The sequence below is a fragment of the Sporofaciens musculi genome (assembly GCF_009830285.1).
Lineage (GTDB): Bacteria > Bacillota > Clostridia > Lachnospirales > Lachnospiraceae > Sporofaciens > Sporofaciens musculi.
The window spans coordinates 5,234,087-5,256,122 of the sequence record NZ_WUQX01000001.1; the positions used below are offsets into that span (position 1 = coordinate 5,234,087).

A 22,036-nucleotide genomic window follows, 5' to 3' on the forward strand; every position below is an offset into this window, starting at 1 on the left:
TACTGAGGGCAATCGGAGATTCAATTCCGATCACTTCTAAGTAGATTATACATGAGAGCTGCTTGATTTTCAAGTGGCTCTTTATATTATTTATCAGAAATATATTGAAAGACAGGATTGCGGCTGATACAATCCGATGATCGCTATTTTTGTGGACACTATCACAGGACAATTTTTCTGCACATCCTACGTCGAATCTTTACTTTCCGAGAAAGAAAATAATTGAACCTGTCGGTTGTGAGAAGATCAACATATATAATCCCAACCGTATCGTCTTAAACACATACGTAATTTTTATCCTTATCTAGTTTCATTCTTGTATGACATCAGGACATTTTTACTCTCCCGCAAGCAGCGCCCTTGGGGTGATCTTCTTTATCTTCACAGAAAGCAGACACGTAATCCCAAACGCCGCCAGAATCATTCCCACTCCTGCCATGACATTGTATCCCACCGGTACCGTAAACGTACATTTTACAATTCCGATATCTTTTAAAAATAAAGCTGCCAGCGGATTTATGATAAAGCTGTTCACGATCACCCCTATAACCGTCGATAAGATGACTGCCGGCATAAAGGAAAGCGCCGTCTGCAAAATTAACTGTCCCGTGGTGAAGCCCAACGCTTTCAGAATTCCATAATCACGCTTCTTATTGCTTACGATGGTGCGCACAAGCAGGTACAGTACGAAGGTAATCACAACTACGCTCAGTACGAGAACGGCAAATACAATCATTTTCATCAGCGAAACATAGACCGAAGCCGCCCCTTCAACCGTTGCCGCAATGTCAATCGTTGTGTTTACTTTTCCCTTCAAATATTCTTTCATTTCGGAATTAAACGCCCCAATATCCGTACCCTTAGTAAGATTCAGATAGTAACTCGTATTCTGAAGTTCTCCCAGACGCTCATACCCCTCTCTTGTAAGCAGACAGTCTTTTCCAAGATTGTTGGTAATCTGCACAAACCCTGAAATAATATATCCATCCTGTCTGCCGTCTACCATAAGCTGAATCTCATCTCCAATCTCCAACTTACGGTCCTCCCCGTACTTTGCGGCAACCGCCATCTCATTGTCATACTTTGGAAATCTTCCTTCAATTATCACATCCTGATTATTGACTTTTGAAAAATCATCTGTAATCGTCACCATCAGCACATCACCACCCACATGTAGCAACTGAACGCTATTATAGAGGTACGCCTTCAAAACCCGTTCATCCCCATTTACTTTTTCCAAAAATTCATCCTCGAACTCTGCCTCCACATTGATACAACTGTCCGCAGTCTCGCCCACAATCATATTCAGAAAAGGCGTCATATCTGCAATCATATTCTCAATCATCACTCCGGAAAATACAGCGACCAGGGACAGCGCCAGCATAGTAATACAAATGGTTACATTATGCTTCATGCCGGATAGGGTCGTCTTAAGGGCCAACGCAACATTCAGTTGTACCTGCGCCTTTTCAAGCGGAACATGATTACGCTTAAACGTGTGTGTGTGAATCCCCTGCCGGAGTGCAACAATAGGCTCCACTTTTCTGATTCTGCGTGAAGATACCCATACCACAAACGAAACCGCCCCTCCCAAAACTCCAAGCGTCAGGAAAAATGGAATCGGCAAAAAACGAATTTCATAAGGGATGCCCGTCTGTGACACCATCATCTCATTTACATAGGGAAACAGGACATAAGAAAATCCTACGCCTATCACGGCAATTACCAGAGAAATCCCTGTAAACTGCAAAAGTAGGGAACGAACGAGCTGCCGGCTGGTGTAGCCCACTGCCTTGAGCGCTCCCAGGTTTTTCATATTCTCTTGGACATAGTTGATAATATTAGACGCAATAACAACCAGTACAATAAGAAGTATGAAAAATGCCATTGCACTCATAATTCCGGAACAAATCATCTGAGAAATGTAGCGGGAACGGGATACCATGTCATAGGTATTGCTCAGAGTACGGGCGGCAGCGAAGCGGGCAGAAACGGCATCCTTTAGCATTGCGTCATAATCTACACTTTCTGTCTTATCGTCAAGCCGTATAGAACCAAACGTCGCAATAGGCGCGCATCCAGCGTCCTTAAGCTCTTGATAACAGTCCTTAGTCAGCAGTATCCCGCACATGCCGCAGTTGTGTGAGCCTGCCATTGCGCTATTGAAAAAACCGCACACAGTATAAGACATTTTCTGGTCTCCGATAAAGATATCTATGTTCTTTCCAATATCAATATCCTCTGATTTGTACAGATTTGGCATATAGACTCCGCTTGTATAGTTACTGTCCTCGATTATCTCGATTTTTCCTACCGGTCGTGAAAGAGCAGCTTCCTTTTCCATAAAAATAAGCTCTGAATTCATTTCACCGCCGTTATACTCAAAAATTCCTACCATGTGCATAACGGTATCTAAGAAATATTCTGCCGTGCGCTCGTCATCTTCAATCGTATCCTTAACGAAATCCTGAATTTCGCTGCTGTCGCCGTCGATTGCAAAGGTTACATGCTCTGCATTTAGCCTGTCATGGCAGCGGTCAAAGTTCTGTTTATAATCCATAGACAGCATAAGCCACAGGTTCAGCATGAGCGCCCCAAGGAAAATAAGTACGATAATGGCTGCGGTCTGCCCCTTTGCCTTGCGCAAGTTGGAACGGGCAAGAAGAAAACTTTTTCTCATACCTACCACCCCATTTCCGTAAGGAAGGAGGATAGCTTCTCCTGCCTTGCTCCGTCGTCTGGAACATGGGACGCGTATTTCCCCAAGTCACACTCTCCTAAGATTACACCGTCCTTTAGGTACAGAATACGGTTGCCCCGCCGCGCAGAACGCATATCATGCGTCACCATGACGATGCTCTGTCCCATCTCATTGAATCGGGTCAGCGTATCTAACACGTCCAGACCTGTCTTTGAGTTAAGAGCGCCTGTCGGCTCATCGGCAAACAGGATTTCCGGACTATTAATCAAGGCCCTGACCATTCCCGACCTCTGAGCCTCCCCGCCTGAAATCTGTGTGGGGAACTTCTTTTGCGTTTCCTCGGAAATATCCACAGCGGCAAACAATTCTGTCGCTTTCTTAAGAACTGCTTTCCTGTCCCTGCAGGCAAGCAGCCCTGCCGCCAGTACATTGTCCATCACAGACATCCCGTCAATCAGGTAAATCTGCTGGAATACAAATCCACAATGGTCGCGCCTAAACACGGCAAGCTCATCCTGGTTCAGATTCGAGATTACTTGCTCCGCAAAAGTAATTGTACCGAGTGTTGGGGTATCCATCCCTGACAGAGCGTACAAAAGCGTAGACTTTCCTGCTCCGCTTGCGCCCATAATTACGGTAAAATCGCCTTCATATAATTCCAAATCAATATTTTTCAAAACGTGCTGGAGGCTGCCGCCGCTTGAAAAGGATTTGCTTAAGGCTTCGGTTTTCAGTAATATTTTCTTCATATTCAAATCTCCCTTAACTACGGTTCCTTGTATTTGTTGATTACACGTTCTATTCTATTGTTTTAAATCTTATATGTCTTTAGGCAATCCTTAAAGATTCCTTAAATTTACATCAACAGAAACGGCGTATTTCCGTTGATTTTGTGCCTGATGATATCCTTGAGACCGAATAATCTCCTGAGGAGTCTTATAGTACACCTTGACGGCATCAATCTGCGCCCTGCTTAATATGATTCCTTTTGCACTATAAACATACTGCCAATCTTCTTTTAGAGCCTGCTTACATTTATCCATTAACTGGTCAACGGTACAACCCAGAAGCTACTCCTTCCTGCCGGCAGTTGCGCCGGTGCAAAAAAAGAAAGCCCGTTCAATTTTTCGGACTCCCCCCAATTTTACATTGCAATATCATTCAATTTATCATATAATACAGACAGAGGAGATGACCGCCCACAAAGTGGTTGACCTCCATTTAGGGTTTTAAGCCTACCTAGACCGCCAAGTACAAGGTAGGCTTATTTATTTTCGCTTGTTGTTCCTATCAATATAGGCAAGCAATGCAACGAGGAACGAACCGCCTAAAAATAACAGGCTTAAAACTTCGTATGTACTCATCTGCATCACCTCCCTTCTTTTCTCAAAGTACGGGAGGCTACCACCTTGTAACACGGTCATCTCACTATTATCTTATCATTATCCCCTTGCTCTGACAACCTTTATTTCTTACTGATAAACTTCCGTCCTTATCCAGCAGGTTCCGCATCATTTCATACAATCCCGTACTGGCCAGCCCAGAAACCATCCCTCCAGTACAACCGCAGTATAAATCCCTGTGCCAAGATTGGTTGCAATATTAATAGCTAAGGCTTAACGCTGCTAACGGGATATATTTATTAGGGAATCAGACAAACGCCGTCTTAAGAGAGCAACCTATACACAGACAAATTCCCAGAGTTAATAAGTTTACATAATCAAACAAGTACACAAAATCCATGATTTTACCTTCCTTAATCCTCCGGCATCTATATAGATGTTATTTTTGTACTCATTTTTACACCCATTTTTAAGAATATTTAATATTACTGCTTAAGCAAATACTCACAAGCACCTCCAACCCATACCTTCCATTTTTTACCACAACCTCTCCGTTCATCTCCCTCATAAAATAATCCGAAATATAAAGCCCAAGACCTGCCCCTTCCACATTCTTCGCATTACTTCCCCGTTTGAATTTCTCTTTCAAAAGAGGAAGCTCTGTCTCACAGACACCGCCTCCGTAATCTTCCATAAGGACCTCCAAACGCTGTCCGTTCCTGCATACCTTTACGTCTATTTTTGTGCCTGCATATTTATAAGAATTGGCAAAAATATTGTCGAACACCTGCTGTAACCTAAGTGGATCTGCGTACATCATACATTCTGGAATAACCGGAAGCACTCCTTGGTGGAGATAGTCCGAGCTTTCAAGCATCTCTTTCAAAGCCATACTCTCTATATCCTCAGGCGTCACTGTGAGCTGCTTAAGCTCCTCCAAAGTTGCCGTAAACAGATTGGTTATGAGTTCGTTAATCTGGTCGGCTTTATGGATAATCTGTGTATAATTATCCCGAAGCCTTTCATTGTCCGCCAGCGCCGCCCCTACTTCTGAAGCTGCCTTGATGCTTGCAACAGGCGTCTTAATATCATGAGACAGCTTCGCGACAAGCTCTTTCTTGCCGGCGTTTGCCTTAGCTTCTGCCATCCGCGCTTTCTTAAGCTCTGAGCGCATAATGTCAAAGCTCTCTGTAAATGCTCCAAACAGATTCTGCCTGTCCATTGTCAAAGGAATATCCAGATTGCCCCCTGCGATGCGCTCTGCAAATCCTTTTAACTTTTGGAAGGGTTTTATAATGACCCTGTTTAAATAAACGAAATATCCGATACACAAACCGCATTGCAAGAACAGAGCTGCCATCAATACAAAGATATATGTCTGCTTTTGCTTCTTAAAAACCTGCTGGCTGTCATTGTCAATGAGAAGCTTGCCCACAATCTGGCCGTCAACCGTTAGATCGAGTATTGTATCCCTGTGAAGCACAGCCATATTGATACTGTCGCTCAATCCCTCTTTGGTTTGGAATAAAAGCTCTCCCTCCATATCCAGAACAGTATAATCAAGACTTGTCTGACTCTTGTGTGTTTCTATGGTATTCCAATCTGACTGAACCGACTGAACTGTTTCATTTACCAGAACGGAATCCTGCCGATTGTCTGTATCCTGAAGGACAAACAGAATAATTACCGCCATTTCCACGAAGAAAAGTAACAGTAAGCCTGCCAGAAAAGTTCGTTTCTTCATCATTTCCCTCCGCAGAATCTATAACCTTCACCCCAGACTGTAATAATGTATTCCGGTTTGCCGGCATTATGCTCGATGGCTTCACGAATTTTGCGGATATGTACATTCAATGTGCCGTCTCCTGTGAACCTGTCGCCCCAGACTTCGTCAAACAATTCCTGCTTTGATACCACCTTATTTTTATTTTTGATTAGATAGGACAGAAGTTTGAATTCCAACGCGGTCAATTTAACGGCGTTTCCCTCAACCAATACCTCTTTTGCCTGAAAATCTACAGTCAAACGCCCGTCGGCATATTCAATATCTTCGGCATCCGTACTATGTCTGAGGCGCTTTAGTACAGCCTGGACCTTTGCAAGCAGAACTCCGAGAGAATAAGGCTTCTGAACATAATCATCCCCTCCGATATGAAAGGCGATAATCTTGTCATCATCGCTGGTACGGGCAGAAATAAACAGAATAGGAATCTCCGTCTTTTCCCGCAGCTCCTGGCAAAGCTCAAATCCGCTGCCATCGCCCAGATTGATATCCAGAAGCAAAAGGCTTACAGTATCCTGCCTGAGAAACTCTCGGCATCCGGCTACGCTGTATACTGCCGCCGTCTTGACTCCAAAGAGATTAAAATACTCCGCTGTGCTGTCTGCAAGGAGTTTCTCATCATCTATGATTAAACAATCGTACCTCATTCTTTACCTCCGTTTTGATTCATACTAACAATAGCTTACTATATATCGAAAAAAAAGAAAAGCGTCCGGTGAAATATACTGGTTATTCTAGGTACTGCATGGTATAATTCCCTATATGCCTGTAGATAATCTATAAATGAAAGGAAATGATTTTTATGGTAACTTCTGTTGATTCCAATATTTATCTTGTATTTGATATTGATGATACAATGTACGACCTGATGGCGCCATTTAAGAAAGCCCACGATCACTTATTTGCAGGCAGGGTCAATGCCGACACTACAGAATTGTTTAAAAAATCAAGAATCTACTCCGACATCATATTAGAACGGGAAAAGAATGGAGAGATACCCAGTACAGATTCTTTTCACGAACGATTGCGTATGACATACCAAGATGTGAGACTTAAAATCACAAGAGAAGAAAGCGCTCTTTTTGAAGCAGAGTATCGTTATTACCAGACAAAAATCGAAATGTTTGATTTTATGAGGGATGTTCTGGATTATTGTAAAGAAGCGCGACTTCCCATTGCCGTATTGACGAATGGGAGCTATAAGGGACAGTGGAAAAAGACAGAGGCATTAAACCTTCAAAGTTGGTTTTCGCCTGAACAGATTTTTATTTCCGGAGAGATTGGCTACCATAAACCAGATGTCCGCGCGTTTCAGGCTGTTAGTGAGCGTATGCATTTTCTGCCGGAACAGACCTGGTATGTGGGGGATACTTATGAATCAGATATTATAGGGGCGTCTCAGGCAGGGTGGCACACAATCTGGCTGAATCACCGGATGCGCGCCTGCCCTGAGGAGAATTGTATTGCGGATAAAGAGATACACGAAGGGATTTTTCTGCTTCCCCTTATAAAAACACTTCTGTAAATTTTTACAGATGCCCTCCTATATGTTTTACAATTACCTTTCCTTCCAAAATTTCTCTTTTTCCTGGGAAAAAGTATATTCTGTCCTGTTTATCTATGTCTATATTAAATCTTTTGAATTTAGTATGTAACTCACATGTAACGGTTTCTTCCTGTCCGTTCTTTGAATTAAAATACTTTTCTTTTAGAGCCTGGACTTTTTTACGTCCCGCCTGAGGAGAACATTCTATACCAGTATCCATACTGAAATGCTGGGCAATCTCCTGAAATGACTTATTTTCTGAAAGTAACTGCTCAAAGCGGCTCTGATAGCCATCAATTTGAGTTAAATGCTCTACAATTTCTTCCCGTATTTCTTCAAATTTTTTATTCAATGTATTTATAGTTCTTTCTATATCGTGGGAAAAATGTATATGAGGAAAACACTCTGATAAATCTTTACAGAAGGAATCTTTTTTCTCCATAATCAGATATCTTCGTAATCCTGCATAATATTCTGATTTTGTTGATACACAGAAATCATTTTGATTATCATATAATAATATTAACGTTTTTATGATATTTAATTTCCCTACAATTTCCATCATTTTATCAAATTCTTCGCTGTCAACATATTTCGCCCGTTGTATTTTTTTCCCTAATTCTTTTTTAATATCATTCATCTCAGTCTGGTCTTTTGTATATAACCAGTCCCACAAATCTGGATCTTCTTGTGTATTCCTGTTTATTATACTCTCGATGCCGTCATCTTTGATATAATCTAACAATTCCATGAACTCTAGCATATGTTCCGAAGTAAACTCTTTCATACAATCCTTTATTCCATTGTCCCACAATACACGTTTTTCCATCTTACCTCTCATTCCCCAGCCTTTACCACTATATGCCTTTACTCCTAAGAAGCCTCAAAGTCCTCAGATCTTCCTCCTCCTGATCCAGGAATCCTTCCGGCCAATTCTCCAAATTCATTCTTTCATCCAAATTGATTTTCTCTACCATATGACGAGTATTTTTACCCTCCTTTTTTAAAGAGAAAAAATTAATACTGATATCATCTGGTGCAACCTTATTTTTTAATGCTGCGATTCTGATTCCATTTAGTACATGCTCACTATGCGTTTCAACTATAACTTGAATGCCTGAACACGCCATCACAGCAAGGAAATAACCAATATGTGACTGTCCCTTTGGATGCAGGTGGGCCTCCGGATTTTCAACCAGAATCATACTCCCCCTTTCTGCAATCAATCCGGTCACGATAATTGGCAGAACATAGGATATTCCAAATCCAAAGTTATATGGTGACAAAAAATCCGTATCTAATGCTGGCTGACGCAATGTCATTTTACTGACCCTCAGCTCCAATACATCATCAGTACGTATCTCGATTCCTGGTATAATATAATCCATCCAATATTCTACCTGTTTATTCAATGTACTTACTGTCTTACCTTCATCCAGATTATAACACCTTTCACTGTCTACTCTGCTGACAGTTCCCAATACATTTAGCAAATGCATTGTATTTTCTCCATATACACCGCAATGATTTATTGTCTTAGAATCAATCATCTGATAGTTTCTAGGACCGGTTCTTTCTGCATTCAGGTAATAAAAGCCATCTGAGAAAATTCCTTCTCTCAAAGACTGCACAGATACGTCATACTCATTTGCGGCCTCCATTTCCATAGGACTTTCTGCAATCGACATTAGTTTGTATTCGTACTCATCCAACTTTAATGTTATATCATCTTTGACTTTTGAGGATTTGATATGCTCTGAATCTCCTAATTGCAAACCATAAATATCATTTAACTGTATATGATATTTCTTCACCTGTGTATCTTTGAATAATCTTGCCTTTTCAAAAGCCTGCCGAATCAATATAAAACTTTGGATTACTGATGATTTTCCAACAGAATTACATCCAAGGCAAATGTTTATCTTCCCTAAAGTTATTGTTGTCGGTTCTGAAAAACACTTAAAATTCTCAATCGTCAATTCTTTATGCATCTGCTTAATCTCCCATTATCTGTTTCACGGTATCATATACAATTTTTATATTTTTGGCATCATTTGTAGCCATTGACAAAGCTCCTCTGAATTCTCCTTCTTTGCCAATTTCTTCATCCATACGTTTCACTATTTCAGCTTTATCCTTCTTCCTAATCTGTTCTTTCGAGAATTGGCAGAGAACCCTGGATACACCCAAAAATAATGCTTTATTAATGTAAATAGCTTTTCTGAAAGCTTTATCGCCAAATAGATCGTATGCGTTATCCATTGCCAGAAGAAATTTATTTCTTATTTCTATCATAATATCAATTTCAGTTTTATTCAAAAACTCTACCGTTCCATCCAACAGCACATCCATACCGCTTTTGTATTCCTTTATCGGCGATTGCTTTGTATCTATCAGATAAAAAGCAATAAATCTCAAAATAAGTTCAGAATCCGCCATTCTGGTGGAGCTGACGCTACCTCTGGTTGCTCTCTGAAAATTCTGCGAACCTGACAGTTCTCGTAAAAGGTTCCTTGTTCTTGAGGAAGCAAGACAGTTCCTAATCTCCTGATTATTTAATACCTTCCCCCCTGTATTAATTCGTTTGAATATATCATATTTTACTTTTCCAGGCGTCTGCGGGTCAATAACATTTATGGACAACTGCGCCTGCTGAATACGCCTGACAAATATACTATCCAGGCTATCCTCTTTTCTTCCCTTTTCGTTTTTAAACCATTTATCATTACATTCCTTAAGATATTCAAGATTTTTTAGTTTAAATTCATTTTTCATAAAAGAATGTATTACCGTCAATCTCTGCACTCCGTCTACAACCTGAAACAATCCCTCATCATCCTGTGAAAAATAAAATACAGGAATCGGTATCCTCAGAAGTAAAGATTCGATTAATCTTGATTTTCTGGTAATATCTGTCCACACAAATCCTCTCTGAAAATCGGGTGACAAATCTATCTCTCTATCATTTATCATATCATTAATCTGGCTAATAGAAAACGTCTTGGTATCAACACGAATTAATTTCGGATCATATGGATTCACTTTTTCATTCTTTTCAATTTCTTCTTCTTCCGCATCATCAAACCCATCTTCTTTGTTAATCAATAGATTCATCTTATATTCAAAAACAGCATCCAAAAATTTTTGTTCAATCATCTCATCTGACTCTGCCAAATTTTCAGACTTATTCTTTATCTCTACATTTTTAATCTCATCATTCGTAAATATTTCCAACCGGAACAGAGCATCTTCATATTTCCACAAAATTCCTGTATCCTCATTCATTCGTCTCAACACGAAGATTCTGACATTATTTTCGTTGTCAACAAGATTAATCTGCATCTTTTCTATTTCCCTCATTTTCTCTCCCATTATATTTTCCCTCATCTGTATATTCAAATTTGCTTTCCTCTAAAGAATAAAAACTAACTCTATAATTACTAATGATCGGCTCAGTAATTGTAGAGTTAGTTTATCATATCCACTATAATAAAAAAGCATAATTTCAAAAATATCGTCACATAGCCTTCCCCGCCCCCATCATAATCAGCGCCATCACCCCTGCCACAGCATAGATTTCATTGATGACAAGACAGATTTTCATAAGAGGGTTCTTAACATCCCCTTTCATATAAGCGGCAAATGTAAATACCCCTGAAAAAATCATAAAAACCGCATAGCCTCCTATTGTAATCTCCGCCGCTGGCGACTGAAGGGCCCACTCATGCTGACGAAGCAGTAATATCGTCCACGGCAGAAGCACCATCACTCCCGCAATCCCCGTTAAAATGCCTTTCAAACTCTGTTTCATTCTCACTATCTCCTTTCACTTCTTCCGAAGCATATAACTGAAATTACCATACAAAAACCTGTAAATCCAACCGCCACAGGCGCCCAGGGAATCAACTCAATCTCCGTTTCTGTAAGGTTCGCCGCCAGTTCACCGTACTTTGCCGTTATCACATAGAACGGATAATCCATAGGATAGGCAAACCACATCTTCGTGTTAATCATCAGAACTGAGGGCACAATGGACGCCAGCCCGATTCCTACTGAAAATATGGGCGTCTGGATGCACACAGACAGCATCCAGAAAAATGCAATCATGGGAACTGCCGAAACATACATCACCAGAACTTCCTTTAACACAAACAACGGCGGCAACAGAAATTCATAGTTCTGAGTCTGGGATGCGATTGCGGCGCTAATGAAATACATTCCTGTCATCATTGCCATCTGGACTGCCGCCAGTGTCAGCAAAACAGTATATTTTGCCATACAAAGCTTTCCCCCACTGACCGGAAGCGCAAGCATCCGCAGGATTCCATGGTTACTCCTCTCCGTCTGTCCAAGAAGCACTGTTCCAATTACCATGCTTGCCGGAAACATGAACCATGCCATTCCCAGAAAGCCCTGTATGAAAAAATTATGCTCTGGGGAAATGCCCTCCGCCTCCATATCAAAATTCAAATGTGCGTTTAAAATGAACGGCAGCCAGAGTAATACTGCTGCAATTCCCAGAATAAATAAGATTCTGGAACGCCGTATCTTCTTTAATTCCACCCCTAACAATGTGAAAAAATTCATGCCAATGACCTCCTGACTTTTAAAAATACCATTTCTGCCGCGCCGATTAACAGTACCTCCGCCGCTGCTGCAATCAGATAGCTAATTGCCTTTCCTGATTTTGCCCCTTCTAATATTTGAAACGGCAGAGCAAAGGGAAAGATGGATAAAGCAAAATATTTTACCGGAATCATGGTTGCCATGAATACACAAACCACATTAATTCCAAGGGGAATCCACATATTTTTCCACGCCGATGCAGTCATGAGAGCTACGATAGCCACAGGAAGCAGCATACAGAAGGAATAGCCAAAATTTTGAAGCAAATCTCTGATAAATTTCATATACGCACCCCAAAAAGAATCTCCGTAAAACATTACATATGCGCCATTTTCCCCTCCAAACCAGTGCAGGGTACAGAAGATTAAAGATAACATCTCAATCACCAGAAGCACAATACACATACCAGATAGTAAAATGGTTTTCCTTACAAATACCTCCTCCTCCCTGACGGGCAGAGTCGTTATCCGCTGGATGGCGTTATCCGTATATTCAATATGGTACATCATGCAAGAGATGACGATAACCAGAAGCGTATTCAGCATTGCCATCATCTGCCAGTCTGCCTGGAGAATAATCTGAAGGGGCGGCTTGGGAATGTCGGCATACTGCTCAGAACGGACCGCTAATTCTAAAATGGGAACAAACGCTGCCAGACACCCTCCCAAAAGGCATCCCGAAGCCACTCCCGTTCTTCTTATCTTCTTATACTCTAATATTGCATTCATCTCGCGCCGCCTCTCTGGAAATTATCTTCTTCAATCATTGCAAGAAATGTTTCCTCAAGATTATCTGTGGGGTACCCCTTCATCTCTGCCCCTTGCTTCAATTCCTCAAGGGTTCCCTCGAATAAAAGCCTGCCGTGATTTAAAATCCCGATATTATCCGCCATCAGCTCTATTTCCGAGAGAAGATGGGAGGATACCAGAACCGTACAGTCAAACTTCTCTGGAAGGGAACGGATTAATGTGCGGATTTCATGAATCCCCACAGGATCAAGGCCGTTGGTGGGTTCGTCCAAAATCAGAATCGGCGGCCTTCCGATTAATGCGCTTGCAAGGCCAAGCCGCTGCTTCATACCAAGAGAATATTTTCTCGCCAGGCGCTTCCTCCACTGTGTAAGCCCCGTAAGCTCTAACGCGTCGTCCACCGCCGACTTTGGCAGACCTAATATCCTTCGCACAATGTCTAAATTCTCCTCACCGGTCAGATTGCCGTAGAATGATGGGGCTTCTATGAAGGAACCTACTTCTTTCAAAATTTCGATTCTGTCCTTAGGATACTTCTTCCCATCTATTAAGAAATCTCCGCCCGTGGGCTTCGTAAGCCCTAAGAACATCTTCATTGTCGTAGATTTGCCTGCGCCGTTTGGCCCCAGAAATCCGTAGACAGTCCCCTTGGGGATATGAATACTTACATTGGAAACTGCGGTAAAGCCTGCATATGATTTTGTCAAATGATTGGTTTCTATAATATTCATTTTTCACACTCCTTCGCTGTATTTGGTATGCTTATAGTGTACGCCTTTAACCTTACATCCACATTCCCGTAACCTTACATCTACCTTACATTTCATGTAAATGGCTCGATTTTCAAAATTGTTCATGTTATCATTACTTTAAGATGTGGTAGTGTAAAGTAGCCTATGAAAAACTGGAGTCAAAAAAATAGGCTCCATTAGAACTTTGATAATTGTAGATACGATAGATTTTGGCAGTGTCCGCCACCCTTGACGGCACACCAAAACAATGCTCTGAACGTCTTACCGACGGCGAAGAACTCAAGAACAGATACCAGTTTCTCCGTCTGATTCACAGCATTGTAGCATTGTTTTGGCGTGCCATCAAGGGCAGGTCCCTTCGGGATGGCTAGGTAATTACCTCTGGCTCGGAATCTAAGAACAGATGTGGGCTTAGCCCTGTTGCTGCTTTAAGAGTTCCTGTTGGCCCAGATAGATCAGGAGTTGCCATTTGCCGGGCATATTCCCAGCGCCTTCCAGCAGTTCCACTTTATTCAGCGGTTCCCTGCCGCCGGATTTCTCATGAGGACGCAGGAAGTTATAGTAAGCGACCCAGAGAGAAACGCTGTGTATTGCACCGCCATCCGTACCGTAACCGCAGGTGACACGATAAGATTCCCTGAATGTACGGTTCAAGCGTTCGATCACCTGTTTGAATGGCCGGAATTTTTTGGATACTTCGTCGTCATTGGTAAGGCCGATCACCTGCGTGATGAATACGTCCCAGCCTTTTTCAATCTTGAACTGCTGGGCGGCAAGCGGATACGCGCTGTATCCGTCAGCAATGAATTTCAGGGTTCTGTCAGGGAATTCCTTAAATTTATCAAATGCCATGCGCATGGTAAGAATACAGGGGCCGACATCTCTTGAAGTTGAGACCTGATAGCCGAGGATGGAGCGAGTTACTTTGTCCATGATGAGCCAGACATATGCTTTTATACCTTTGATTTTGATGTAGGTTTCATCAGCAGCAAGTTCGTTGGAAGGATTGTAGTCATAGGAATCTACAAAGGGACGGATGATGACAGCGGCTGTTTTGGCATAATTGTTGACCATGGTATGTGAAATGTCAATACCATGGATTTCTTTAAGGGCCTGTACGGTCTGCCGGAGAGAGAGTTTTAAGTTTACCCGGTAGGTAAGGCACAGCCCCATGATATAGGCGTTGTTTTTCTTATATCTGAAGGAGGTTGCCCACTTTGGGAGCTGGTTTAGTTCCATATCAAAAAAGTTTACAGAAAACTCGCGGTAAAGATAACGTAGTTTATATTTCCAGTATTCGGATTGCGGAAGCCCTTTAGGAAGCTTTGTGAGATTCCGCCGGTAGTAAGGACAGCTGTCGTTGACACACTTATGGATACGGAAATGTTTCCGGTCTTTGACAGGCTTTAGGGCATGCCCGCAATAAGGGCACTGTAGTTTGAACGGGGATGTTACTTTTTCACCGTTGACAAAGGTTTGCCCGCAGATCTTGCACTTAAACTGTCCGCGGCCGCCAGAGTTGTCATAGATATAGTCATGAGGGGCGCCGCAGAGAGGGCAGGCGGTATCAGTCGGAACGTTACGGGGTTTGCCTTTCTGGGGTTTGACAGGTTTTACGGCTTTGCCATAGCGGAGGAGGTAGTATCCGTTCCAGAGTTGCCAGTCCTGTTTGATGAATGGTTTGATGACAGGAAGTTTATCCGTGAGGAACTTTTGGTATTTAGGGCTGTGGAGTTCATCGTGAGCCCACTGCTTAAGAGGAATGTATCTGCAAATAAAAAGAATGAGCCAGCAAATTTGCTGATATTGTTCTTGAATGATTTTAAGTAAATATAGTATAATGTTATCCATAAAGCAATGATTTACCTTTCGTATTTTGTTGAGTGTGGTGCTTACATTATACACGAAAATAGGGGATCATTGCTTTTTTAGTTGTAAAAAGCTAAAAATTCCCTGAAAACATGAGGTTTTTAAGAAAAATAGGATTGTAATACTTTACAATACCTAAGATGTATAGGGGGGATTACAATGATATTAAATTATTTGAAGAATAAACGGATACTGTTGGTAGACGACGAGCCGCAGTTACGCCATATGGTTACTTCTATTTTATCTGAGGAGGGCTTTACGAATATCCGGACGGCAGGCAATATAAGAGAGGCCGTGACCGCTGCCAGTGAATTTCGTCCGGAATTTGCAATTCTTGACGTTATGCTTCCAGATGGAGACGGATTTTCTCTGATGGAACATTTGAAAAACATGGGAGACTACCCGATTCTATTTCTCACCGCACGGGGCGAGGATGAGGATAAGTTCAGAGGCTTCGGTCTTGGCGCAGATGATTACATGGTTAAACCATTTCTTCCAAAAGAGCTGGTATTCCGCATCAGCGCAATTCTTCGGAGAACCTATAAGGACGAAAATCCTCTGGTAACATTACGCCATTGTGAGATTGATTTTGAACGGGCGGAAATAAAAAAAGAGCATGAGTGTATTCCCCTGACAGCAAAGGAATACACCCTTCTTCTTGCACTCTACCGAAATGCCGGACGTATTGTGACCATTGACGCCCTATGCGAAGCCGCCTGGGGCGACAATCCTTACGGTTATGAAAATTCTCTGATGGCTCACATCCGCAGGATTCGGGAAAAAATCGAGAAGAACCCCTCTAAACCAGAAGCCTTGATCACGGTCAAGGGGCTTGGTTACAAACTAATTGTGCAATAATTTAAGGATTGGAGGCCACGGCATGAAAAGCATTCCAAAATTAATCCGGCGATTTCTCGCCATTTTGTTACTGAGTATCATCCTGCTTTTCTTTCTGAATATCATTATTTTGATTACTCTTAGTCTCCAACAGACCCCCGGCGCCTCCGCCTGGACAACTGCTATGGAAACCGGCGCTGCCTTGCAGAAGCAGGATACAGGGGATGGATACATTCTTGCCGAAGAAGTTGCCTTAGAATTAGAGCGTGAACATGTATGGGGAATTCTGATCGATAACCGCACCCACAAGGTTAGCTGGCACACGGAGCATCTCCCTGAGGACATCCCTTTGGAATATTCTCTGTCCGATATTGCGTCTCTCACCCGCGGATACTTAATGGATTACCCCACTTTTCCAGGCGAATCCGCGGATGGCTTGGTTGTCCTTGGCTATCCCAAGGACCGATATTGGAAACACATGTATCCCAACTGGGACTATGATTTTATAGCAAATCTTCCCAAATATATGTTGAATGTACTGATTGTGAATGGGGGGCTTATTTTCTTAATCTATTTTATTGCTAACATGAAGCTTCTGCGCTCGGTGAAGCCCATTGCAGAAGGGATTCAAAAGCTGCCCACCAAAGAACCGGTCTGCGTAAAGGAAAAGGGATTGCTGTCTGAGCTTGCCGCAAATATTAATCAGACTTCTGAAATTCTGGAATTTCAGAATTACCAGCTAAAGAAAAAAGAAACTGCCCGCGCCAACTGGATTGCCGGAGTTTCCCACGATATCCGCACGCCCCTTTCCATGGTGATGGGATACGCAGGACAGCTTGAAAACAGCTCACGGCTCACGGCAGATGAACGTCAGAAAGTCTCTGTCATTCTACAGCAAAGTGAACGGATGCGCAATCTGATTAATGACTTGAACCTTGCCTCAAAGCTTGAATATGATATGCAGCCAATCCACTGTACCCAGGAAAATGCAGTCGCCATCGCAAGGCAGGTTGTTGTTGATTTTATCAATATAGACGTGGACGGAAGGTATCCCATTGAATGGGTGACTGAGCCTCAGGTCACTGTCTGCCCTGTGAATGTAGATAAGGAACTGCTGAAACGCGCGGTATCGAACCTTATACAGAACTGTATCAACCATAATGAAGACGGATGTACTGTCTATGTTTCTGTCCATAAAGACTGCGCGGGCCAAAATCTGCCGCAGTCCAGTGGTTTTGTGAAATCTGAGGACTCAGGTTTACAGGATTATTATGTTTTGCGGGTGGAGGATGACGGCAGGGGAATGTCGGCAGATGAGCTAAAACGCTTAAATGACACGCCTCATTATATGATGTGTGACAGTGAGATTAGTAAGCAGCGTCATGGACTGGGGCTTTTGATTGTAAGGAAGATTGCACAGTCACATGGCGGAAGCATAGTGATGAGCCAAAGCGTTTACGGCGGTCTGTGTGTGGAGATCCGATTGCCGGCATATTACCTTGAATGATTTCTGTTTTTTTAGTATAATAGAACCATAGAAAAAATGGAGGTTCAGACAATGAAAAATGACAGATTTGAGGCAATCTACTCACAAGGCACAATGAATGTAACGGAGATTTGGGTCGATAAGGAAACCGGTGTAAATTATTTATTTCGTCATAGCGGCTATGCCGGCGGATTAACGCCCCTGCTTGACCGCGAAGGAAAGCCGGTTATTTCTCCTATAACCAGCCAATAACTTTGATGCTGCTGCGAAAATGATTACATTTTGCAGCAGCTTTCTTTATTCTATTCCTCCAATTCCCCAAAATCCTTCCTCTCGAATTCCTGAATCGAAATATGCCTCTTATCCGGATTGGCATACACAAAGGTCTTATCTACATTTTCCAGATAATTCTGTATCTTGTCATTGGTGGCGCTGATAATCGCCTGGAACCCAAGCCCACGAATCAGAGAAATACAGCTCGCTACCTTCTCTGCATCCATCTTAGAAAACGCCTCGTCCAATACCACCAGACGTATTGTGGGATTCCTCTGAAATCTCGCCGGAGTATTAATCTTGTACACCTGTGCAAAGCTGGCCAGCAGCGCAACATACAAGGGATTCTGCCCTTCGCCGCCGGAGTTCTTCTTAATCATCCTGCCAAGACCGATTGCCATATCTTTCTGTCCCTTAATAATCTGCTGCATATCAAAGGACAGATAAGTACGGTAATCTGCATATTTGTCCATGTTCTTTTTCGCCTCGTTCAATTCCTCCTGAGTCGCATTTTCCGGTGGGATAAATACATTAATCAACTCATTCATCATCTCTTTGTACTGATTCTCATGCTCCATGGTAAACATATCTAGCTGGTTCTCCATGGAATCAGTGAGCTGGGAAGGATGAATCTGCAATGCGTCGTCCATAAACATCTTATAATACCTTCCGTCTGCCCCTTTGTTTTTCGTAATTACAAACTGATACTTGTCTTTTCCAAAGTCCAGCCCGCTGATAATACGGTTCAGCTCGTCCTTCCGCTGGTATGCCTCCCTTATGGCGCTGCGAATCTTAAAAATAAAGTCGTCCTTAAAATGCTCTACAGCAGATTGAGCCTGCTCTTTTGCAGACTCTCGAAATGCCTCCAGTTCGTCGCACCTGAGATTTTCTAATAACTCATCGTAAGGACGATTATCACGAATGGCCGTAGAAAAGGTACGGTTGGGATAAGTTCTCACGTAGCCGCTTCGTTCCTCTACTAATTTCTGGTAGGCAGCTTCCTCAGCTTCGCGCATGGGATACAAATCTGACAGCCTTTGACGCTTGAGATAGTCATAATTCACAGATTTTCTTCCTGCCAGGTATTTGTGGAATTCCTGCTCATATCTATCTACATTTTGCATTTTTTGTCCAAGCTTTTGTCTCTGCTCCATAATCCCAGCTTCTGCCTGCAAAAGTTCTTCGTGAAGCTTCTCAATTTCCTTCTGGTAATTCCAGATGGTTTCCTGTACCTTGACAACCTGTGATTTCTTTGCATCCTGCTTTTCGTTAAGCTTTTGCTTCTCAGACTCCCAGGCATCTACGGACTCACTCTTTAACCTCTCCATCTTCTCTGCAATCTGATCCCTTTGCCGCGCTTTCCCCTCAATTTCTTGAATATCTGTAAGCCACCCCAGATAATCCCCGATCGGCTGACTCAGACGCTCTAACTGCATTTTCTGACGTATTCCTTCCAACTGTTCCTGCAGCGGAAGCCGTTCCTCCTGTAAACGTTGGCACTGTTCCTCCAGACGGCGAATCCTCTGACGCATACTGACCTCACCGATATACGCGCAACGAGTATAATTCTCCGGATGGATATGCTGCAGACGGAAGCTATGGTACAGCACACAGTCCGGTGTTATACCAATTTTGCTGTTCCTTAATTCCCTGACGGTTTCGCATTTCATTACGTTTCCCAGGAAGAAATTAATATACGCCTGCACATAAGGCTCTTTTGCGCGCACTTCCTCTGCCAACGACCCATTTCGCGCTGGATGAGCTTCGCTTGTCACCTTCTCGGTGTCCAGGACAGAGGCTCGAAAGAATTTTTTCTTATCCATCTCCTGATAAATGTCCATAGCGATTTTCGCATATGCCGGTTCTACGATAAGCAGCAGCTTATTATTTCCCATATATCCCTCAACCGCATTCTGCCAGCGTTCATCCTTTATTTCCAAAAGATCGGCTAGAATCTGCACATTGACAAATTTCCCACAACACTCGTGAAGGCGGTTGCGCAGCTCGAATCTCGCCTCCTCAAATTCTCTCGGATACGCCTTCTTCCCTTGCTTCAAGGCTTTCAGCTCGTCTCTTGCCTCCCTCTCCTCCTTCTTAATCCGCCGAAGGTCGGCATCCGTCTCCTGCCTCTGTTCTTCCAAATCGTCCTGAAGGTCCTTAAGGCTCTCCATCAATCTCTCAAGTTCTTCTTCCGAGATATCGCATTCGGCAAATTTATCTATATCCCACAACACCTGATTCGGCGTTATATCCTCATCCCTCCATTTTTTCAAACGCTCGGCCGTCTGCCGCCACCTATCCTTACTGTTTTCCAGACGCAAAAGCTCGGCCTCCAAAGCCTCCCTCTCTGCTTTAAGCCCTGAATAGCCGCTGTTTGCAATCCTTAAGATCACCTCCTCATACTCTCCCTGGATTGCCCGCTGTTCTTCCTCAAGCCCTTCCTTCTGCCTCTCACCGGCGGTAATATCTCCCCGTCGGCTCTCTATCTTATCCCTGCACTCCTGCTCTAACGCCTCAAGCCTCAGCATTTCCAAACGCTCAATCTGGTATGCGCACATTTTAGCCCCATTTCTCTTCTCGTCGTAATCCTGATAACACTCCTGAATCTGCAAAAGCCGCCGGATTTCCTCCACGGTTTCCTCAATCTTCCCCCGCATCCGCCCATACTGCATGACACTCTCCTGAAGGTCCTCAATGTGAATATCCATTTCCATGCAAATGTATTCCTTCACGAATTCCTCCAGCTTGATGTTCATGCGAAACGGAATGGCTCTCTTAAACAGCCTGGGGAATTTCTCCATATCCAGGCCGCCAAGATAGATATCATAGAGTTGACGGCGGAAGCGTTCATTGCTTGAACCACAGTAAAATCGCTCTGGCGAAAATGTTCTCTGCAAATATTCCCGCAGCTCAAGTGAGCTTAAGCAGCGTTTTCCAATACGGTAATACTCTTTTAACAATTCACCTGTATGCCAGAAAAACAGCCGGTTCACATCATTGGTTGATGTATCCACGTCGAACACCACGCCCACACACTGTTTTTCCTTTGTGTTTGTCTGCTCTAACTCCAGCACAATGGTACTGGAAAAATTCTGGTTCCTCAGATATTGCGCTTCGTTGTTCTCGCTGATATTGACCATACCACGCAGATATTCAATCAGGGTACGGTCTGAGTCGTCAGCCGCCGCCTTGTTAAAAAATCCTCTGCCGTCCGTACTGGCGTACAAAACGATTTGCAGGGCGTCGATTACCGTAGACTTCCCGCTGCCGGAATGGCCGGTAAAAAAATTAATTCCCTCGCTTAACGTAAGTACCTTTCTGTCTATGTAATGCCAGTTATTCAGACAAATCCTCGAAAGCGCTTTGAATGGCTGTTTCGTCTCCAAGATTATCCTCCTCCCCGAATGTTGCCAGCAGTTTGCGAATCTCATCCCCCATCAATACTGCATTAATACACGGGTAGATGATAATCCTTGTTTCTTCTTTTATTTCTTCCAATGCCTCCAGCGGCTCAATCATCTGGTATTTCTTAAGAAGTGCAATGGTACGCCTCATCTCCGTGACAGACGGCAGGCTTTTTAATACGCCAAACTCCCCTGCCTTGCCGTTTATTGCCCCCAAAGTCGTTACAATATGGCTGCTTGAGGATACGCTGGCCATCTGCTCGTCGTAAATTAGCTTCAGCACCAACAGATAGATTGTCGCAAGCCTTGATAATTTTTCTGCCCACACCTGGCCGCCTTGGATGTAGATAACCCCCATGTGTGCATTTTCTTTCAGTGTGATTCCTGCTATGGCAAAATATTCCCGCAAAAATTCCAGATGCTTGCTGCATGTCCGATATTCCTTCACATACTGCATCCGCCCTGTGCGCCGGTCGTATCTGCGTTCCAAAAGATAGGTCTGACGCAATAGGGTCTGGATCACTTCTGTAAGCATGTCCTGTTCTTCCTGTGTAATTTGTTCAAAATATTCGATCAATTTGTTCCTCCCTGCTTTGATTAAATGCAGAATCTTTCAATTTTACCACCTTATTATAAGGGTATTCCTCCAAATATACAACTTCTTTAC

General features: G+C 43.0%; 21 protein-coding genes. 5 read left to right on the forward strand and 16 right to left on the reverse strand.

Annotation, left to right across the window (positions count from 1 at the left end):
* Nucleotides 1–337: 337 nt before the first annotated feature.
* The 6 genes from GN277_RS26540 to GN277_RS26560 all read right to left on the reverse strand — a co-directional run bounded on the left by GN277_RS26540 (nt 338) and on the right by GN277_RS26560 (nt 6,474).
* Nucleotides 338–2,680 (reverse strand): ABC transporter permease, encoded by a 2,343-nt coding sequence (locus GN277_RS26540; protein WP_159755865.1) that lies wholly within the window; start codon nt 2,678–2,680, stop codon nt 338–340.
* 2 nt (nt 2,681–2,682) lie between these two features.
* Nucleotides 2,683–3,450, reverse strand: a complete 768-nt coding sequence (locus GN277_RS26545; protein WP_159755868.1) for an ABC transporter ATP-binding protein — start codon at nt 3,448–3,450, stop codon at nt 2,683–2,685.
* A 90-nt stretch (nt 3,451–3,540) separates the two neighbouring features.
* A complete protein-coding gene (locus GN277_RS26550) occupies nt 3,541–3,744 on the reverse strand; it encodes a hypothetical protein (RefSeq protein WP_159755871.1) in 204 nt (67 codons plus the stop codon).
* A 225-nt stretch (nt 3,745–3,969) separates the two neighbouring features.
* Nucleotides 3,970–4,065 (reverse strand): putative holin-like toxin, encoded by a 96-nt coding sequence (locus tag GN277_RS30645; RefSeq protein ID WP_004071533.1) that lies wholly within the window; start codon nt 4,063–4,065, stop codon nt 3,970–3,972.
* Nucleotides 4,066–4,513: 448 nt separating this feature from the next.
* Nucleotides 4,514–5,791 (reverse strand): sensor histidine kinase, encoded by a 1,278-nt coding sequence (locus tag GN277_RS26555; RefSeq protein ID WP_159755874.1) that lies wholly within the window; start codon nt 5,789–5,791, stop codon nt 4,514–4,516.
* Nucleotides 5,788–6,474 carry a response regulator transcription factor gene (locus tag GN277_RS26560; protein WP_159755877.1) on the reverse strand — a complete coding sequence of 229 codons (687 nt, stop codon included), beginning with the start codon at nt 6,472–6,474 and terminating at the stop codon, nt 5,788–5,790. The genes GN277_RS26555 and GN277_RS26560 overlap by 4 nt, the downstream gene beginning before the upstream one ends.
* A gap of 146 nt (nt 6,475–6,620) precedes the next feature.
* Here GN277_RS26560 and GN277_RS26565 point away from each other — a divergent pair, with 146 nt between their 5' ends.
* A complete protein-coding gene (locus tag GN277_RS26565; RefSeq protein ID WP_159755880.1) occupies nt 6,621–7,352 on the forward strand; it encodes an HAD family hydrolase in 732 nt (243 codons plus the stop codon).
* A 4-nt stretch (nt 7,353–7,356) separates the two neighbouring features.
* On the opposite strand, the gene GN277_RS26570 is transcribed toward GN277_RS26565, so the two are convergent.
* The 7 genes from GN277_RS26570 to GN277_RS26600 all read right to left on the reverse strand — a co-directional run bounded on the left by GN277_RS26570 (nt 7,357) and on the right by GN277_RS26600 (nt 13,479).
* A complete protein-coding gene (locus GN277_RS26570) occupies nt 7,357–8,202 on the reverse strand; it encodes a hypothetical protein (RefSeq protein WP_159755883.1) in 846 nt (281 codons plus the stop codon).
* A 28-nt stretch (nt 8,203–8,230) separates the two neighbouring features.
* Nucleotides 8,231–9,364 carry an AAA family ATPase gene (locus GN277_RS26575; protein ID WP_159755886.1) on the reverse strand — a complete coding sequence of 378 codons (1,134 nt, stop codon included), beginning with the start codon at nt 9,362–9,364 and terminating at the stop codon, nt 8,231–8,233.
* A 4-nt stretch (nt 9,365–9,368) separates the two neighbouring features.
* Nucleotides 9,369–10,529 (reverse strand): DUF262 domain-containing protein, encoded by a 1,161-nt coding sequence (locus GN277_RS26580; RefSeq protein WP_159755889.1) that lies wholly within the window; start codon nt 10,527–10,529, stop codon nt 9,369–9,371.
* A 361-nt stretch (nt 10,530–10,890) separates the two neighbouring features.
* Nucleotides 10,891–11,184 (reverse strand): hypothetical protein, encoded by a 294-nt coding sequence (locus GN277_RS26585; RefSeq protein ID WP_159755892.1) that lies wholly within the window; start codon nt 11,182–11,184, stop codon nt 10,891–10,893.
* A 5-nt stretch (nt 11,185–11,189) separates the two neighbouring features.
* Nucleotides 11,190–11,960, reverse strand: a complete 771-nt coding sequence (locus GN277_RS26590; protein WP_159755894.1) for an ABC transporter permease — start codon at nt 11,958–11,960, stop codon at nt 11,190–11,192.
* Nucleotides 11,957–12,727, reverse strand: a complete 771-nt coding sequence (locus GN277_RS26595; RefSeq protein WP_159755897.1) for an ABC transporter permease — start codon at nt 12,725–12,727, stop codon at nt 11,957–11,959. Before GN277_RS26595 ends, GN277_RS26590 begins: the two co-directional genes overlap by 4 nt.
* Nucleotides 12,724–13,479 carry an ABC transporter ATP-binding protein gene (locus GN277_RS26600; RefSeq protein ID WP_159755900.1) on the reverse strand — a complete coding sequence of 252 codons (756 nt, stop codon included), beginning with the start codon at nt 13,477–13,479 and terminating at the stop codon, nt 12,724–12,726. Before GN277_RS26600 ends, GN277_RS26595 begins: the two co-directional genes overlap by 4 nt.
* Before the next feature lie 230 nt (nt 13,480–13,709).
* Here GN277_RS26600 and GN277_RS26605 point away from each other — a divergent pair, with 230 nt between their 5' ends.
* Nucleotides 13,710–13,871 carry a hypothetical protein gene (locus tag GN277_RS26605; RefSeq protein ID WP_159748948.1) on the forward strand — a complete coding sequence of 54 codons (162 nt, stop codon included), beginning with the start codon at nt 13,710–13,712 and terminating at the stop codon, nt 13,869–13,871.
* Between the two features lie 40 nt (nt 13,872–13,911).
* Here the strand turns inward: GN277_RS26605 and GN277_RS32245 are convergent, their stop codons facing one another.
* Nucleotides 13,912–15,351, reverse strand: coding sequence for a DDE-type integrase/transposase/recombinase (locus GN277_RS32245; protein WP_159748950.1), 1,440 nt, complete (start codon nt 15,349–15,351; stop codon nt 13,912–13,914).
* A 177-nt stretch (nt 15,352–15,528) separates the two neighbouring features.
* Between GN277_RS32245 and GN277_RS26615 the strand changes: the two genes are divergently transcribed.
* The 3 genes from GN277_RS26615 to GN277_RS26625 are packed head-to-tail and all read left to right on the forward strand — an operon-like array spanning nt 15,529 to nt 17,944.
* Nucleotides 15,529–16,227: a response regulator transcription factor gene (locus tag GN277_RS26615; RefSeq protein WP_159755903.1), complete on the forward strand. Its 699-nt coding sequence runs from the start codon at nt 15,529–15,531 to the stop codon at nt 16,225–16,227.
* 22 nt (nt 16,228–16,249) lie between these two features.
* Nucleotides 16,250–17,713, forward strand: a complete 1,464-nt coding sequence (locus GN277_RS26620) for a sensor histidine kinase (protein ID WP_159755906.1) — start codon at nt 16,250–16,252, stop codon at nt 17,711–17,713.
* A gap of 51 nt (nt 17,714–17,764) precedes the next feature.
* Complete coding sequence (locus tag GN277_RS26625; RefSeq protein WP_159755909.1) at nt 17,765–17,944, forward strand: DUF6440 family protein; 180 nt, start codon at nt 17,765–17,767, stop codon at nt 17,942–17,944.
* Between the two features lie 50 nt (nt 17,945–17,994).
* On the opposite strand, the gene GN277_RS26630 is transcribed toward GN277_RS26625, so the two are convergent.
* Both GN277_RS26630 and GN277_RS26635 read right to left on the reverse strand, forming a co-directional pair.
* On the reverse strand, nt 17,995–21,351 hold the full coding sequence (locus GN277_RS26630; RefSeq protein ID WP_159755912.1) for an ATP-binding protein: 3,357 nt from the start codon (nt 21,349–21,351) through the stop codon (nt 17,995–17,997).
* Complete coding sequence (locus GN277_RS26635; RefSeq protein ID WP_159755915.1) at nt 21,302–21,946, reverse strand: DUF4194 domain-containing protein; 645 nt, start codon at nt 21,944–21,946, stop codon at nt 21,302–21,304. Before GN277_RS26635 ends, GN277_RS26630 begins: the two co-directional genes overlap by 50 nt.
* Nucleotides 21,947–22,036: the final 90 nt, after the last annotated feature.